A 15,356-nucleotide genomic window follows, 5' to 3' on the forward strand; every position below is an offset into this window, starting at 1 on the left:
CGGCCGCCGTGGGCCACCACGGCGGCCGTCCTCGCGGCGCAGCTGGTCGGCGGCCACTTCGCCGCCCAGGACCAGGCCGAACGCGTCGCGCTCGACCCGGCCGGCTACGCGCTGCTGGCCGCCGGGCCGCTGCTGCTCCTGGCCCGCCGCCACCACCCGGCGGCGGTCGCCTGGGGCACGGCGCTCGTCACCCTCGCCTACCTCAACGCCGGCTACCCCTTCGGTCCGGTCTTCCTCAGCGTCCTCATCGGCACCTTCGACGCCGCCCGCACCGGGCACCGACGGGCCGCCTGGGGCGCGCTCGGCGCGTTGTGGCTGGGCCGGCTGGCCGCCGGCCACTGGCTCTACCGCTGGCTGCCACCCGACGGCGACCCGCCCACCGACTGGGCCGCCGACACCGCCACCGCCGCCTGGATCGTCGCCCTGCTGGCCCTGGCCGAACTCGCCAGGGCCCGCAGGGAACGCCAACTGCGCGAGGAACGGGAACGCGCCGAGGCCACCCGCCGCCGCGCCGACGAGGAACGGCTGCGCATCGCCCGCGAGTTGCACGACATCCTCGCCCACAGCATCTCGGTGATCCATGTGCAGGCCGGCGTCGGCCTCGCCCTGCTCGACAGCGACCCCGAACAGGCCCGCACCTCGCTGACCACCATCAAGGCGGCCAGCAAGGAGGCCCTCGGAGAGGTCCGCCAGGTGCTGGAGGCACTGCGCACCCCGGGAGCGGCACCCCGCGCTCCCTCACCCGGAGTCGCCCGGCTGCCCGAACTCCTCGCCCAGGCCCGGGACGCCGGCCTGGACGTCACCCTCACCACCGAGGGCGAGCCCACCGACCTGCCGCCCGGCACCGACCTGGCCGCCTTCCGCATCGTGCAGGAGGCTCTCACCAACACCGTGCGGCACTCCGCCTCCCGCACCGCGCACGTGCGGCTGCGCTACGCTCCCGACGGGCTGCGACTGACCGTGGACGACGCCGGCCCCGCCACCGGCGGCCCGAGCGCCGACGGCGGCAACGGCCTGGTCGGGATGCGGGAGCGGGCCGCCGCCCTCGGCGGCGACGTCACCGCCACCACCCGCGCCGACGGCGGCTTCACCGTCACCGCCCACCTGCCGCACACCCACCCGGGCCCAGCCACCCCCGACACCCCACGGGAGACCGGATGATCCGCGTCCTGCTCGCCGACGACCAGGCCCTGGTCCGGGCCGGCTTCCGGGCACTGCTGGACGCCCAGCCCGACATCGAGGTCGTCGCCGAGGCCGCCGACGGTCAGCAGGCCCTGACCCACGTCGCCGAACTGCGCCCCGACCTCGTCATGATGGACATCCGGATGCCCGTCCTCGACGGCCTGGCCGCCACCCGCCGCATCACCGGAAACCCTGAACTCGCCTCCGTACGCGTCGTGATGCTCACCACCTTCGAGTTGGATGACTACGTCTTCGAGGCGATCCGCGCCGGCGCCTCCGGCTTCCTCGTCAAGGACACCGAACCCGAGGAACTGCTGCGCGCCACCCGCGCCGTCGTCGCCGGGGACGCCCTGCTCTCCCCGGGCGTCACCCGCCGCCTGATCGCCGAGTTCGCCGCCCGCTCCAAGACCCCCGAGCAGGCCCTGCCGCTGACCGACCTCACCGACCGGGAACGCGAGGTCCTCGCCCTCGTCGGCCTCGGCCTGTCCAACAACGAGATCGCCCGCCGGCTGGTCCTCTCGCCGCTCACCGCCAAGACCCACGTCAGCCGCGCCATGGTCAAGCTCGGCGCCCGCGATCGCGCCCAACTCGTCGTCGCCGCCTACGAGTCCGGGCTCGTCCGCCCCGGCTGGCTCGGCTGAACGGCCGTCGGCCGCTTGCGCCGCACATACAGCTGCTTCCGCACCAGGGCCACCGTCGAACCGTCCTCGGCGCGCACCACGCAGTCGAACCAGGGGAGCGCCTTGTCACCGTCGGCGGTGGCCCGGCGTATCTCCTCCACCCGCTCCTCGTCCAGCGCGAACTCCACGAACACGTCGCCCCGCCCCGGCGCGACATACTCGATCTCCGCCGCCTTGTCCCACACCACATAGCCGGGCCCCAGCCGGTGCAGCACCAACATCGCCCAGAAGGGATCGCACATCGAGTACAGCGAGCCGCCGAACTGGGTCCCGAAGTAGTTGCGGTTGAGCCGGCCCAACCGCATCCGCACCCGCGCCGCGCTCCAGTCGTCGGCGATGTGCGGCACCCTGATCCCCGCCGCGCGGAACGGCGGCCACCAGCGCATCAGACGGCAGAGCCAGCGAGGACTCACGGAACGAAGGGCCATAACCGGAAAGTTATCAGACCCAGTTACCCGCCGGTAATGACATCTGTCACCACTTCCGCCGCCGGTTCCGTCGCCACCCCCGGCCCCGCCCCGTCACGCCGTTCCCCGACGCAGCGCCTCCCGCGTCGCCCAGCTGGTCACCGCCGCCACCCCCGACAGCACCGCCACCGTCACCAGCGCCGCCGCCAGGCTGAACCAGTCCGCCAGAAACCCGATCGCCACCGGCCCCGCCAGCATCCCCCCGTACCCGATCGTCGACGCCATCGCCACCCCGCGCGGCCCCGCCAACTGCCCAGCCGTCCCTATGGTGATGGGGAAGACGTTGGCCAGCCCGAGCCCCGTCAGCGCGAACCCCACCAGCGCCAGCCACAGCGTCGGCGCCAACGCGCCCAGCAGCATCCCCGCCGCCCCCAACGCGCCCCCCGCCACCAGCGCCCGCGTCGCCCCCAGCCGCGCCAGCACCGCCGACCCCGTCAACCGCCCGACCGTCATCGCCATCGCGAACACCGAGTACCCGGCCGCCGCCACCCCCGCGCTCGCGCCCAACGTCTCCTTCAGATGCAGCGCGCTCCAGTCCGCCATCGCGCCCTCCCCGTACGTAGTGCACAGCGCGATCAGCCCCAACACCCCCACCAGCCACCCCACCGAGCCCCGCCGCACGCCACCCCCGGCCGCCCCGGACCCACGCTCCTCCACCGCCGAGCCCGCACCGGACCCCGCCCCCTGACCCCCGCCCGCCGACTCCCGCCACAGCGTCCGCCCCGCCCACACCACCACGACCAGGCCCAACGCCGCCAACAGCGCCAGATGCCGCGCCACCCCCAACCGGTCGGCGAGCAGCCCGCCCAGCCCCGCCCCCAGCATCCCGCCCAGGCTGAACGCCGCGTGAAAGCTCGGCATGACCGGCCGCCGCAACGCCGCCACCAGATCGACCGCCGCGCTGTTCGCCGCCACGTTCACCGCGCCGAACCCCGCCCCGAAGAGCAACAGCACCGCACCCAACGCCACCGCCGACCCCGCGTGCGCCGGCAACGCCACGCTCGCCACCAGCAACGCCCCCGCCCACACCGTCACCCGATGGTTTCCGTACCGCTGACACAGCCGCCCCGTCAACGTCATCGTCACCACCGCGCCCACCGACACCCCCAACAGCGCCAAGCCCAACGCGCTCGGTGACGCCCCCGTCCGCTCCTTGACGTCCGGAATCCGCACCACCCACCCCGCGAACACAAAGCCGTCCACCGCGAAGAACGCCGTCAACGCCACGCGTATCCTCAACAGTTGACGTGCCGCGGGCCCCTGGTCAGCACCCCTCCCGCCCGCTCCGGACGAGATCATCGCCCGTAGTTTGTTTATTGAAGTCACAAAGCCAGAATAGGGGCGTGACCCACACCCGTACCAGACTGGAACGTGGCCGAAACGCGTTGGGCCCCGCGCTGGAACTCGTCCACACCGGCCGCGCCCCGACCCGAGCCGTCCTCACCACCGCCCTCGGCGTCACCCGCGCCACCGCCGGCGCCGTCGCCAGCGAACTCCAGACCCTCGGCCTGATCACCGTCGACTCCCGACCAGGCGGCGCCACCGGCAGCCACGGCCGCCCCTCCCACCGCCTGGCCATCGACCCCGGCGGCCCCGTCGCCCTCGCCGCCCAGGTCCACGCCGACGGCTTCCGCGCCGCCCTCGTCGGACTCGGCGGCCGCCTCCACGCCACCACCCCCGCCTGCACCACCGTCGCCGCCGACCCCAAACAGATCCTCGGCGAGGTCGTCGCCGCCGGCGCCGACCTGCTGCGCGAGACCGGCCGCCACTGCGTCGGCGCCGGCCTCGCCGTCCCCTCCGCCGTCGCCGAACCCGAGGGCACCGCCCTCAACCCCCTCCACCTCGCCTGGCCCGCCGGCGCCCCCGTGCGGGACATCTTCAACGAGTGCCTCGCCGAAGCCGGCATCACCGCCCCCGGCTACTGCGGCAACGACGTCAACCTCGCCGCCCTCGCCGAACACCGCCACGGCGCCGGCCGAGGCGCCGCCCACCTGCTGTGCGTCGCCACCGGCCACCGGGGCGTCGGCGGCGCCCTCGTCCTCGACGGCCGCCTCCACTCCGGCAGCGCCGGCCTCGCCATGGAGGTCGGCCACCTCACCGTCGACCCCACCGGCCGCCCCTGCCACTGCGGCAGCCGAGGCTGCCTCGACGTCGAGACCGATCCCCTCGCCCTCCTCGAAGCCGCCGGCCGCACCCCCGGACCCGAGGGCTCCCTCCTCGACCAGGCCCGCGACCTGCTGCGCGCCGAGTACGCCACCGACCCCGCCGTCCGTGCCGCCGCCCACGCCGTCATCGACCGCCTCGGCCTCGGCCTCGCCGGCCTGGTCAACATCCTCAACCCCGACCGCATCATCCTCGGCGGCCTCCACCGCTGGCTGCTGGAGGCCGATCCCCAACGCCTCCGCGGCCTCGTCGAAACCCGCAGCCTGTGGGGGAGGAGCGGCACCGTCCCCGTCTCCGCCTGCGTCCTCGACTACAACAGCCTCGTCGGCGCCGCCGAGCTCGCCTGGCAACCCGTCCTCGACGACCCCCTCGCCGCCCTCCCCACCTGACGCGACACCGGGACGCGACACCGGACGCGACGGCCGGAACGGTCAGCACGTCCCGCTCGGGTCCGCCTCAACCCCCGTTCCCCCCGTCCCCACCGGCGCCGGCAACAGCTCCCACACCGCGCGCCGATGGGCCATCTCCGCCGCCTCGTCCCACGGATCGGGCGTCACCGGCACCCGCAGCCGACACACCGGCCCCGCACCCAACCGCGCGAACCCCGCCCCCGCCCCCGGCACCGCACCCAACGGCGGCGCCCACCCCAACACCCCCGACACCTGCTCCACCGTCAACGCCCCCAACGCCACCCGCGCCCCCACACACCCCAACACCCCACCGCCCAACGACGCCCACACCCCCACCTGCTCCGCCAACGCCACCGTCACCCCCGCCTCCCGCCCGTACCGCAGCGGAACGTCCAACCACCCCAGCGGGTCACCCGCACCCGCCGCCCACGCCCGATGCGCCAACACCACCGGCCGGTCCACCACCACCCACAACGGCCGCTCAGCGCGCCGCCCCTCGCCATCCAACAACAGCCGCCGTTCCGTCTCCCGCGCCACCCACGCCAGGCCCGCCACCGCCCCCTCCGGCGTCGACTCCACCCCCCACACCCCCACCCGCCCCGCGAAACACCCGAACCCGCCCGAGCCCCCACCGTCCACCAGCACCACATCCGCCCACCCCAACGCCTGCAACGCCACCGACCGCAGCAGACCCGTCCCCCCGGCCCCCGGCGACCCCACCGCCAACAGGTGCGGCTCACACGACCGCGCCCCCGTCCGCCACACCAGCGGCGCCACCTCCACCGCCCCCGACACCCCCACCGCCGGCACCGACCGGTCCGCCGTCGAGGCATCCGTGCACCCCAACACCACCTCACCCGGCCCCACCACGAAACGCTGCGCCACCACCCCCACCGGCCACGGCTCCACCGACGCCGCCTCCTCCCGCCCCTCCAGCCACCCCCGACCACCCCGCCGCACCCCACCCCCACGCCCTTCGGCCGAACAGCCAGCGCACCCCGCGCACCCGCCACCCGCACCGCCGCGACCGCCCCCACACCACCGCCCCGCCGACCAGGTCGGCGGCCCATCCCCCCACCCCAGAGCCAGAGCCACCCCCAACAACACCACCGTCGCGGCCACCCCCACCGCCGGCAGCCACACCGCCACCGCGCACAACGCCACCCCCGACCCCGCGACCGCCCCCACCACCGGAAGCCGCCGCCGCCCCCGCGCCCCCCACCACCACGCCGCCACCGCCAGCCGCGTCACCCCCCGCACCAGCGCCCACGGCACCCACCCCACCCACCCGGCCACGCCCCACGCCACCCTCGCCCGCACCCCACCCCCGACCCCGACGACCCGCACCACGCGCCGACTACAGCGCGATCCCGCCGAGCAGGTGCGCCAGCCGCGCCCCACCCTCGTGAATGCTCGGCGCCACCGACGTCCCCGCCAGATAGAAACCGAACAGGGCACACACCAGCGCGTGCGTCGGCTTGAGCCCGTCCTTGCGAAAGAACAGGACCACCACGGCACCCAGCAGGACGACTCCCGAGACAGACAGGACCATGAGCACTCCCCAGCGGCCGGCGGCGTTCTGCAAGCACTCTAAGCAGAGCAAAAGGCAAATATCGGTTGAAAAGGTCATATGGGCGAAAATCGGTGTCGAGCCGCGGAACTCACACCCCGTCAGCACCACCGCGACACCACGCCGCCACCCCACACCGCGCCACGGTGCGGGACCCGACCCAGACCTCGATAGGCTGACCCCTGTTCGAGGGCGAGGAGGAAGAAACCCGATGGCAGACAGCACTCAGCCGTTGTCCCCGCGCGCCAAGTTCGCCGTGACGGCGGGCAAGGCGGCGGCAGCCGTATCCCGAGCCGCCGGCCGAGGCAGCGGATCGGTCATCGGAGGCAAGGTCGCCCTCAAACTCGACCCCGAACTCCTCTCCCGCCTCGCCGGCCACCTCGACGTGGTCCTCGTCTCCGCCACCAACGGCAAGACCACCACCACCCGACTCATCGCCGAAGCCCTCCGCGCCGGCGGCCCCGTCGTCTCCAACGCCCTCGGCGCCAACATGCCCGCCGGCATCACCTCCGCCCTCTCCGGCGGAGCGGAAGCCCGCTACGGCGTCATCGAGGTCGACGAGAAATACCTCACCACCGTCGCCAACGACGTCCACCCCAAGATCGTCGCGCTCCTCAACCTCTCCCGCGACCAGCTCGACCGCGCCGCCGAGACCCGGATGCTCGCCGAACGCTGGCGCGAAGGCCTCCAGGACTCCAAGGCCATCGTCGTCGCCAACGCCGACGACCCCCTCGTCGTCTGGGCCGCCTCCTCCTCCGCCAACGTCGTCTGGGTCGCCGCCGGCCAGGAGTGGAAGGACGACGCCTGGTCCTGCCCCGCCTGCGGCGGCGTCATGCACCGCCCCGACGACACCAACTGGGCCTGCGGCGAATGCGGCTTCGGCCGCCCCGCCCCCACCTGGGTCCTCTCCAACGGACAGGTCATCGACCCCCACGGCTCCGCCTGGCCCATCCGCCTCCAACTCCCAGGACGCGCCAACCAGGCCAACGCCACCACCGCCACCGCCGTCGCCGCCACCTTCGGCGTCCACCCCCAGGTGGCCCTCCAACGCATGGAGTCCGTCACCGCCGTCGCCGGCCGTTACGACGTCGTGAGCTACCAGGGCCGCGACATCCGCCTCCTCCTCGCCAAGAACCCCGCCGGCTGGCTCGAAACGTTCTCCCTCATCGACCCCCCACCCGCCCCCGTCCTGCTCTCCGTCAACGCCCGCAGCGCCGACGGCACCGACACCTCCTGGCTCTGGGACGTCGACTACACCCGCCTCGCCGGCCACCCCATCGCCGTCATCGGCGACCGCCGCCTCGACCTCGCCGTCCGCCTGGAGGTCGCCGGCGTCGACTTCCGCGTCTTCGACACCCTCGACCAGGCCATCCCCCAGCTCCCCCCCGGCCGCATCGAGGCCATCGCCAACTACACCGCCTTCCAGGACCTCCGCCGCGTCGTCGGCAACTGAACCCCGAGACCCCCGAGACCCCCGGAAGACACGGAACCCGGAAGACACGGAAGACCGAGAGGAACGACAGCGTCCATGAGCACCTCAGGCCTCCGCCTGGTCTGGGTCTACCCCGACCTCCTGAGCACCTACGGCGACCAGGGCAACGTGCTCGTCGTCGAACGCCGAGCCCACCAACGCGGCCTGCGCGTCGAACGCCTCGACGTCCGCTCCGACCAGCCCCTCCCCACCTCCGGCGACATCTACCTCATCGGCGGCGGCGAAGACCGCCCCCAACGCCTCGCCGCCGAACGCCTCCTCCGCGACGGCGGCCTCACCCGCGCCGTCCAGAACGGCGCCATCGTCTTCTCCGTCTGCGCCGGCTACCAGATCATCGGCCACGAGTTCATCAACGACCTCGGCCACCGCCAGCAGGGCCTCGGCCTCCTCGACGTCGTCAGCGAACGCGGCCCCGGACAGCGCTGCGTCGGCGACGTCCTCGCCGACATCGACCCCCAACTCGGCCTCCCCCAACTCACCGGCTTCGAGAACCACCAGGGCATCACCCGCATCGGCCCCCAGGCCCGCCCCTTCGCCCAGGTCCGCCTCGGCAACGGAAACGGCACCGGCGACGGCACCGAAGGCGCCTGGATGGGCACCGTCTTCGGCACCTACATGCACGGCCCCGTCCTCGCCCGCAACCCCCAGATCGCCGACCTGCTCCTCAAACTCACCCTCGACGTCAACGCCCTCCCACCCGTCGACGACCGCTGGTACGAGGCCCTCCGCGCCGAACGCATCGCCGCCGCCACCGCCCCCGCCTGACCCACCCGGCCGGGGCCCCGAAGGACCCCGGCCACCACGCCCACCAGCCCGTTCCCTAGGCTGGCAGGCGCAACCGCGCAACAGCACAGCGCGCACAGCACAGGGAGTACACGATGGGCCACGGCGACCACGGCGGCCACAGCGAACTGCCGCCCCTCACACCGGGACGCGCACTCGAACTCGGCGGCGACCCCGTCTTCCTCGTCGGCTGCCTCCTCGCCCTGGCCCTCTACGGCTACGGCGTCGCCCGCCTCCGACGCCGAGGCGACACCTGGAGCGCCGGCCGCACCCTCGCGTTCGCCCTCGGCGTGCTCTCCATCGCCGCCGTCACCGCCACCCGCCTCAACGACTACGGCATGGTGCTCTTCAGCGCCCACATGGTGCAGCACATGGTGATCAGCATGGTCTCCCCGATCCTGCTGCTCCTCGGCGCCCCCGTCACCCTCCTCCTGCGCGCCCTGCCCGCCGCGGGCCGAGGCCGCACCGGACCCCGCGAGCTGCTCGTCACCCTCCTCCACAGCCGCTACGTCCGCGCCGTCACCAGCCCCCTGTTCACCATCCCGCTCTTCATCGCCAGCCTCTACGGCCTCTACTTCACCCCGCTGTTCGACACCCTCATGGACAGCCGCGTCGGCCACCTCGCGATGATGATCCACTTCCTCGCCGTCGGCCTCGCCTTCTTCTGGCCCATCATGGGCGTCGACCCAGGCCCCCGCCGCGCCGGCCACCTCATGCGGATGCTGGAACTCTTCGCCACCATGCCGTTCCACGCCTTCTTCGGCATCGCCCTCATGATGGCCAGCGAACCCCTCGTCGACTCCTACGCCGACATCCCCACCACCCTCGGCACCGACGCCCTCTCCGACCAGTCCGCCGCCGGCGGCATCGCCTGGGCCTTCAGCGAGATCCCCACCGTGATCGTGCTCCTCGCCCTCGTCGTCCAGTGGTACGTCGCCGAACAACGCACATCCCGCCGCCTCGACCGCGCCGCCGACCGCGACGGCGACGCCGAACTCGCCGCCTACAACACCTACCTCGCCCAGCTCGGCAACCGAGGCTGACCCCCACCCCACAAGCCGACCTGACAGCCGAACTCCCCACCGTCTAACCTACGTTGAGCCGACCGGCGCACCGACCACACGCGCGCCGGTCACACCACGCCGACACAGGGGGACACGGTGAGCAGCACCGGCACCGCATGGACACAACGCTTCCACCCGCGACCGGACGCACCCGTCCGCCTCGCCTGCCTCCCCCACGCCGGCGGCGCCGCCAGCTACTTCCACCCCGTCTCCGCCGCCCTCGCACCCGACATCGACGTCCTCGCCATCCAGTACCCGGGCCGGCAGAACCGCCGCACCGAACCACCCCTCACCACCATCGAGGACCTCGCCGACGGCGTCGCCGCCGCCATCCAACCCTTCACCGACCGGCCCCTGGCCCTCTTCGGCCACAGCCTGGGCGCCCTCGTCGCCTACGAGACCGCCCGCCGCCTCACCCAGGCAGGCACCCCGCCCCTCACCCTCATCGCCTCCGGCCGCCGCGCCCCCAGCCGCCACCGCGAAGAGAACGTCCACCAGCGCTCCGACGACGGCATCCTCGCCGAGATCCGCTCCCTCGGCGGCACCGACGCCCGCCTCCTCGACGACCCCGAGATCCAGGCCATGGTCCTGCCCGCCGTCCGCGCCGACTACCAGGCCGTCGAAACCTACCGCCACCCCGAGGGCCCCACCCTCACCAGCCCCGTCCTCGCCCTCGTCGGCGACAACGACCACCTCGCCACCCTCGACGAGGTCCGCGACTGGAAACGCCACACCACCGGCGCCTTCGACCTCACCACCTACCCCGGCGGCCACTTCTACCTCAACGACCACGCCCCCGCCGTCATCGCCGCCATCCGCGACCACCTCACCACCCTCACTCCCTGACCGCCCGCAGCGCATACATCAACGGCACCCCCGGCCGCCCCTCCGGAAACCCGTACAGCCCCGACGCGTCCCGCTCCAACGACGAGAACCGCCCGAACACCGTGCGCGGACGCTCCCGCAGAAACTCGATCCGCAGCCCCGCCGCCGCCACCGCCGACACCACCTCACCCAACGGATGCCGCCACTGCACCGACTCCGTGTGCCGCAACTCCGGCCCATCCGTATACGTGAACGGATAGTCCACCCGCTCGGGACCGATGTCGAAGTAGTCGGACACCACCCGCTCCCCAGCCTCATCCAACATGTCCGTCACCGGATGGAACTCCGCCAGATACAGAAAACCCCCCGGCCGCAACGAGTCCGCCACCACCTCCGCCCACCGGGACAGATCCGGCAGCCACACCAACGACCCCCCACCCGTGTACACCACATCGAACCGCTCCCCACCCAGCGCCGCCCGCGCCTCATACACATCAGACGCCACGAACCGCGCCCGCTCCGCCAACCCCAACTCCTCGGCCAACTCCCGCGCCACCCCCACCGCCGCCTCCGAGAGGTCCACCCCCGTCACCACCGCACCCCGCCGCGCCCACGCCAACGTGTCCTGCCCCATATGACACTGAAGGTGCAACAGCCGAAGCCCCGTCACATCCCCCACATCCGCCACCTCATCCGGCCGCAACGGGTCAGCACCCGCCCGAAACCCCGCCACGTCGTAGAACTCGCTCCCGACGTGCACCCGCACCCGGTCATCCCAGTTCGCACGGTTCAGCCGCAACCACTCCTGGTCATCCATGCGCCAGACCGTATCGCCCTCCAACAGGCTCCGCACCTCAATAAAACACCGAATTCCGCGTGATAGAATCTACCCTTTCCTGACGTTCGTTTCCCACACGATTCGGAAAACCGTGGCACCTGATATCAAACTCGATGTTCCCGTGGACGACACCATTCACCTGGAAGGAATTCCCGGGGTTGTCGAACGCCTCCTCCAGGAATGCCACGACATCGGAAAACCCCTCCTCGACTCCATTTCCCTCACCTACCCCGACTCCGTCGTCACCCACATCAAAGGCCCCCTGCGCCCCCTGATCGAACTCCGCCTCTACTCGGCCTTCTCCATCGTCCTCGGCCCCTGGGAACACGACGACCCCGACCACACAAGGACCGTCGACGCACTCCGCCACTCCCGAAGCCACGGCGTCCTCGGCCTCCTGGCCGGCGAAGAAGAATCCATCCGATTCCGCGTCGACGCCATGCCCAACAGGCCCGCCCTGCGTGACGCCCTCGAATCCCACCTCGGATGGCGAAACGACCCCCGCAACTGGCAGATCAACCTCGTCCGACGCGGAAAACTCCTCCTCGCCCAGGTCGGCGCCCTCTACTTCTCCCGCCGATTCCCCGAAATGCGCCGCATTCCCGCCTCGACCAACCCCGTGGTCGGCGCCCTCATGATCCGACTACTCAAACTACGCCCAGGAAACACCGTCTGGGACCCCTTCTGTGGCGCCGGCACCCTCCTCGTCGAGGCCGCACACACCGGACTTGACCTCACCCTGATCGGCTCCGACACATCCCCCGAAGCCCTCGCGGCGGCCCACGCCAACCACCCCCTGTTCCCCACCGGCACACTCCTACGCGCCGATGCCGCGTCCCTACCCGCCCGCCCCGGAACCGTCGACCGCGTCATGGCCAACCTCCCCTTCGGGAAACGCGTCGGCTCCCACGCGGCGAACAGGACGCTCTACCCCCGATTCCTCGCCGAACTGGCACGCGTCCTCACCCCGGACGGCCGCGCCGTGCTGCTGACGGAGGACAAGAGACTGCTGCGTGAATCAGTCGAGAGAACCCGCGACGTACGCGTCCTGAAAGAGGTCACCGTCTCCACCGGCGGCCTCCACCCGAACGCCTACACCATCGAACGCACCCGCACCGCCCGCCGCAAACAGAGAACATCCCGCACCCCTGCCACACCCTCACCGAACAACCGGTGAACCACCCACGCCCCGTGGGATGTTCCGGAACACGGTGGCCCAGTACCGGGTGCGCTCCAGATAGGCCGTGGGCGAATCCTCGCCCGTCGTCCCATAAGCCCCGTCATACGTCAGATAGTTGTGTCCGACCGGGGGAGTGGACGACGCGGGCTCGATCGTCGACCCCTCGTGCCACTCGTTGAACGACGTGATCGAGACCCAGTCCGGCGGCCCCCCGTTCTCGGGCGAGAGAACCGCCGACCAGATCGCGTCATAGGTCTCACCGTCGGCGCGATCGATGGTCTCCGTGGTGTTCCCTGGAACCGCCCGGTCGTCGACATAGCCGGGACCCACGGACGGCGCCCAGATCCGACCGTTGGCCCGGCACCACTCGGCGACACCGGCCCACCCCTCGAACTCCGTCAACACCGCGTAGGTGTAGAGACCCTGAAAGTCCACGACCCGCGAAACGTCCGTGGTCTGCGCCAGGACGATGTTCTCCTCGCCCACGGCGGCCAGCTCCGACCAGTCCTCGGTGAGCAGGCTGTTGAACACATAGAACGCGGGCCGGTCCCCATGGGCGGCGTCCCGATAGAACGCGGGATGGTCCCCGTACCGCTCGTTGATGTAGGCGACGTCCTCCACCGTCGAGAGGGCCGTCCGATCCTCGTACGGCTCCAGGTGCCAGGCCACGGCCACGCCGTGCTCCGCCGCCACGTCCAGGAGCAGCGGCACCCGCTGGTCCTCGTAACTTCCCTGCCCCCACCAGGTCGTGGCCACCACCCCGACGCCGGCCTGCCGCACCCACCGCATGTGCTGGGCGACGACCTCCTCGTCCCCGGCGTCATAGGCGCCGAGCAGCGGGTAGAAGTCCGCCCCCACCGACTCCGGCGGCTGGTTCCCACCCTGCTGCCAGTGTCGCCAACTCCCGTGCACCGAAGGGCTTCCATACCAGGGGTAGTAGAACAGGTGCACATCAGGCGAGCCAGGCGAGCCCTCGGGAGGCTGCTCCGCCGCGTTGGCGGGCCGGGCCGCCAACGCGGCGGCACCCAGCCCCACTCCGGCCGCCAGGAAGCGCCGCCGGTCAAGTGAGGGATTCGAGAGGGAGGTTGAGATCGAGGAGTTCGGCATCACGAGGTCACGTCCTTGCGCGTTGAAGGTGCGGAGGATCTCGCCGAGCACCCCAGACCCTAGGAGCCCTGCCGGATTCCGTCCATACTCCGCGCAAGAACTCAATATATCAACGGAAAGGAACGACATCCCACGCGGCCGGCCTGACCGGGAGTCCGTGCCGTGGCAAGCTCCCACCGCGTTCTGCCCCTTGGAACACGGATGCGAAATGTCGGTGGCCGTAGGGGAGTTGCGTCACGATCGCGCCAGGCGACCCCACGGTGCGCAGCACCCTCCGTGAGTGGCCGAACGGTGCGCACTGCCCGTCCTCGCTGGTGAGACGTTCGGAATCTGTGGTGGGGGCCAGTCACCTCGCTGCACCCGTGGCTGGTCCCGAACAGCCGGACGGCCCGCCCGTCTGTTTGGCTCGTCATTCGTTGGCGTCATCCTCTCCGGCGTGATCTGCGTGCCGCACCGCCGCTGGGCCAAGATGGGGATATGGAGACCATTCCTGTGGAAGATCGCATCTGGACACCCGAGGACCAGCTGCTGCCGGCCGATCTGGTGGAACGCGTCGTTGGGGTCCTGCGACGTGTGGGGCTGCCCGTGGCGCACGAGAACGGCGACGTGGGTGTTTTCCTGACTCGGGGTGATGGGTTGCCGATGAACGCAGCCGAACCGGCCGATCATGTCGGGATCTGTTGGCATGTCCCGCATGAGTTGTTCGACGCCATGGAGGAAGAGAGCACGGATGAACGGGGGCCGGCTACCCGCTTGTTGAACGCGGTGGATGACGGAATGGAGACCACCGTGGCGGCAGTTCTGACCGCCGCCGGAATGCGCGTTTCCCCCCACCCAGTAACCGAAATCTTGTCCGTGTGGGCTGACCCGGTGCGCGTGGGCTAACCCGGTGTGGGGGTTGATCCCGTGTGTGCGGGCTAACTGGGTGTGTTGAGCCGGCCTTTTGACGGTTGGAACGATAGCCGAGAACGGTAAACGATACCGATCCAGGAGTGGGTGACAGGCAGAGGCAGGGCGTCTGCCTGTCACCCACTTCTTTTGGGTTGGGGGTTGGGGGGTGCTTTGGTGTGGGGGATTAACTCTGGAATGACAAGGGGGAGTTGATGGGGTGTGGGGTGTGGGGTGGGTAGTTCGCAATTAGCTTTAGGTCTGTGTGAGTTGTTTTGTTTGTGTTGTGGTGTTTTGTATGGATTGTGCGGGGGTGCATGGACTCTGGATGTGGAGTGGTTTGGAAGTTCTTTGGTTGGTTTAGTCGGTTGGTTTGAGTGTCTTTTGGGTGTGAGTTAGGGTATTTGGTTACGGAGTAGCTGGGAGAGCCGTGAAGTGCTCTTGTTTTGGTGCGGAGTTGTTTTTCGACTGCGGAGCGGCTTGTTTTATCGCCACGGAGTGGCGTTTTTATTAGGCGCGGAGCGCCCTTTCTTGGATTGGATTTGTGGGGTGGGGCTTTTGTTTCGCGGAGCGCCATTTGTTTTGTGCCGCGGAGCGGCTGTGTTTTGGCCACGGAGTGGCTTGTTAGGCGCGGAGCGGCTTTGGCGGTTTGGCACGGAGTGGCTTGCTGTTAGGCGCGGAGCGCCGTCTTCTTTGGCCGCGGAGCG

15 protein-coding genes are annotated in these 15,356 nt (G+C 71.0%); 9 read left to right on the forward strand and 6 right to left on the reverse strand.

Annotated features, from left to right (window positions below):
* Together EBN88_RS21920 and EBN88_RS21925 are read left to right on the forward strand one after the other, a co-directional pair.
* Positions 1-1,161, forward strand: a 1,161-nt coding sequence (locus tag EBN88_RS21920; protein ID WP_147472796.1) for a sensor histidine kinase, incomplete at its 5' end; no start/stop codon positions are given.
* Positions 1,158-1,823, forward strand: coding sequence for a response regulator (locus EBN88_RS21925; protein ID WP_122185628.1), 666 nt, complete (start codon positions 1,158-1,160; stop codon positions 1,821-1,823). The genes EBN88_RS21920 and EBN88_RS21925, both read left to right, overlap by 4 nt.
* Here EBN88_RS21925 and EBN88_RS21930 read toward each other — a convergent pair.
* The gene (locus EBN88_RS21930) at positions 1,784-2,290 is read right to left on the reverse strand and encodes a DUF4442 domain-containing protein (RefSeq protein ID WP_122185629.1); all 507 of its coding nucleotides are present in this window, start codon (positions 2,288-2,290) and stop codon (positions 1,784-1,786) included. The two genes, EBN88_RS21925 and EBN88_RS21930, sit on opposite strands and share 40 nt — an antisense overlap.
* 93 nt (positions 2,291-2,383) lie before the next feature.
* Positions 2,384-3,655, reverse strand: a complete 1,272-nt coding sequence (locus EBN88_RS21935) for an MFS transporter (RefSeq protein WP_407703449.1) — start codon at positions 3,653-3,655, stop codon at positions 2,384-2,386.
* A 17-nt stretch (positions 3,656-3,672) separates the two neighbouring features.
* Between EBN88_RS21935 and EBN88_RS21940 the strand changes: the two genes are divergently transcribed.
* Positions 3,673-4,881 carry an ROK family protein gene (locus EBN88_RS21940; RefSeq protein ID WP_122185631.1) on the forward strand — a complete coding sequence of 403 codons (1,209 nt, stop codon included), beginning with the start codon at positions 3,673-3,675 and terminating at the stop codon, positions 4,879-4,881.
* Positions 4,882-4,923: 42 nt separating this feature from the next.
* Here EBN88_RS21940 and EBN88_RS32435 read toward each other — a convergent pair whose 3' ends face one another.
* Positions 4,924-5,811, reverse strand: coding sequence for a hypothetical protein (locus EBN88_RS32435; protein WP_158621481.1), 888 nt, complete (start codon positions 5,809-5,811; stop codon positions 4,924-4,926).
* A gap of 448 nt (positions 5,812-6,259) precedes the next feature.
* Positions 6,260-6,454 (reverse strand): hypothetical protein, encoded by a 195-nt coding sequence (locus EBN88_RS21955; protein WP_122185639.1) that lies wholly within the window; start codon positions 6,452-6,454, stop codon positions 6,260-6,262.
* 229 nt (positions 6,455-6,683) lie between these two features.
* Between EBN88_RS21955 and EBN88_RS21960 the strand changes: the two genes are divergently transcribed.
* From EBN88_RS21960 to EBN88_RS21975, 4 genes are all read left to right on the forward strand, one after another.
* Positions 6,684-7,925: a MurT ligase domain-containing protein gene (locus EBN88_RS21960; protein WP_122185633.1), complete on the forward strand. Its 1,242-nt coding sequence runs from the start codon at positions 6,684-6,686 to the stop codon at positions 7,923-7,925.
* A 75-nt stretch (positions 7,926-8,000) separates the two neighbouring features.
* Positions 8,001-8,729 (forward strand): type 1 glutamine amidotransferase, encoded by a 729-nt coding sequence (locus EBN88_RS21965; RefSeq protein ID WP_122185634.1) that lies wholly within the window; start codon positions 8,001-8,003, stop codon positions 8,727-8,729.
* A gap of 113 nt (positions 8,730-8,842) precedes the next feature.
* Positions 8,843-9,790 (forward strand): cytochrome c oxidase assembly protein, encoded by a 948-nt coding sequence (locus EBN88_RS21970; RefSeq protein ID WP_122185635.1) that lies wholly within the window; start codon positions 8,843-8,845, stop codon positions 9,788-9,790.
* Between the two features lie 117 nt (positions 9,791-9,907).
* Positions 9,908-10,657: a thioesterase II family protein gene (locus EBN88_RS21975; RefSeq protein WP_122185636.1), complete on the forward strand. Its 750-nt coding sequence runs from the start codon at positions 9,908-9,910 to the stop codon at positions 10,655-10,657.
* Here the strand turns inward: EBN88_RS21975 and EBN88_RS21980 are convergent.
* On the reverse strand, positions 10,647-11,453 hold the full coding sequence (locus tag EBN88_RS21980) for a class I SAM-dependent methyltransferase (RefSeq protein ID WP_122185640.1): 807 nt from the start codon (positions 11,451-11,453) through the stop codon (positions 10,647-10,649). The two genes, EBN88_RS21975 and EBN88_RS21980, sit on opposite strands and share 11 nt — an antisense overlap.
* On the opposite strand from EBN88_RS21980, the gene EBN88_RS21985 reads away from it, so the two are divergent.
* Positions 11,452-12,651 (forward strand): TRM11 family SAM-dependent methyltransferase, encoded by a 1,200-nt coding sequence (locus tag EBN88_RS21985; RefSeq protein WP_158621483.1) that lies wholly within the window; start codon positions 11,452-11,454, stop codon positions 12,649-12,651. The genes EBN88_RS21980 and EBN88_RS21985 overlap by 2 nt on opposite strands.
* On the opposite strand, the gene EBN88_RS21990 is transcribed toward EBN88_RS21985, so the two are convergent.
* On the reverse strand, positions 12,634-13,689 hold the full coding sequence (locus EBN88_RS21990) for a glycoside hydrolase family 99 protein (protein ID WP_233580843.1): 1,056 nt from the start codon (positions 13,687-13,689) through the stop codon (positions 12,634-12,636). The genes EBN88_RS21985 and EBN88_RS21990 overlap by 18 nt on opposite strands.
* A gap of 549 nt (positions 13,690-14,238) precedes the next feature.
* Between EBN88_RS21990 and EBN88_RS21995 the strand changes: the two genes are divergently transcribed.
* Positions 14,239-14,646 carry a hypothetical protein gene (locus EBN88_RS21995; RefSeq protein WP_147472798.1) on the forward strand — a complete coding sequence of 136 codons (408 nt, stop codon included), beginning with the start codon at positions 14,239-14,241 and terminating at the stop codon, positions 14,644-14,646.
* Positions 14,647-15,356: the final 710 nt, after the last annotated feature.

It is taken from the genome of Streptomyces triticirhizae (assembly GCF_003696235.1).
GTDB lineage: Bacteria > Actinomycetota > Actinomycetes > Streptomycetales > Streptomycetaceae > Streptomyces > Streptomyces triticirhizae.

Excerpts from the sequence above, each read along its gene's own strand:
- EBN88_RS21925 (WP_122185628.1), top strand. The coding sequence starts at position 1,158 with ATGATCCGCGTCCTGCTCGCCGACGACCAGGCCCTGGTCCGGGCCGGC.
- EBN88_RS21930 (WP_122185629.1), bottom strand. The coding sequence starts at position 2,290 with ATGGCCCTTCGTTCCGTGAGTCCTCGCTGGCTCTGCCGTCTGATGCGC.
- EBN88_RS21955 (WP_122185639.1), bottom strand. The coding sequence starts at position 6,454 with ATGGTCCTGTCTGTCTCGGGAGTCGTCCTGCTGGGTGCCGTGGTGGTC.
- EBN88_RS21960 (WP_122185633.1), top strand. The coding sequence starts at position 6,684 with ATGGCAGACAGCACTCAGCCGTTGTCCCCGCGCGCCAAGTTCGCCGTG.
- EBN88_RS21965 (WP_122185634.1), top strand. The coding sequence starts at position 8,001 with ATGAGCACCTCAGGCCTCCGCCTGGTCTGGGTCTACCCCGACCTCCTG.
- EBN88_RS21970 (WP_122185635.1), top strand. The coding sequence starts at position 8,843 with ATGGGCCACGGCGACCACGGCGGCCACAGCGAACTGCCGCCCCTCACA.
- EBN88_RS21985 (WP_158621483.1), top strand. The coding sequence starts at position 11,452 with ATGCGCCAGACCGTATCGCCCTCCAACAGGCTCCGCACCTCAATAAAA.
- EBN88_RS21980 (WP_122185640.1), bottom strand. The coding sequence starts at position 11,453 with ATGGATGACCAGGAGTGGTTGCGGCTGAACCGTGCGAACTGGGATGAC.
- EBN88_RS21995 (WP_147472798.1), top strand. The coding sequence starts at position 14,239 with ATGGAGACCATTCCTGTGGAAGATCGCATCTGGACACCCGAGGACCAG.